The organism is Arthrobacter sp. B0316-5-4, from assembly GCF_059090325.1.
In genome coordinates, this window is sequence record NZ_JBNHFN010000024.1 from 1 (window position 1) to 346 (window position 346).

At 49.4% G+C, this 346-nt stretch carries 1 rRNA gene; it reads right to left on the reverse strand.

The annotated features are described in order from the left end of the window. Nucleotides 1-92: ribosomal RNA gene (locus AC5RU9_RS21305) — 23S ribosomal RNA — on the reverse strand; the annotation flags it as partial. Nucleotides 93-346: the final 254 nt, after the last annotated feature.

Sequence of the window (346 nt, forward strand, 5' to 3'; positions counted from 1 at the left end):
TTATCAACTCCCCCAGGCTTATCGCAGATTCCTACGTCCTTCTTCGGCTCCTAATGCCAAGGCATCCACCGTGTGCCCTTAAAAACTTGACCACACAAAGATCAAAAACTTACTCGAGAGAACCATGACCACAAAGGGCCAGGTTCATTCATAAGAAATTGCTGTATAGAAACACACACACAAGTGCGTGTGTCCCTAGATGCTCGCGTCCACTATGTAGTTCTCAAACAACAACCCCATCAACCAGACCCCCAACCACCACAACCCCCACAAAAAGAAGGCCGCACACGCGGAAGGAAGAACCGGAAGCAGGAACAAAAGAAACACCAGAAGTGCCCCCCTGCAT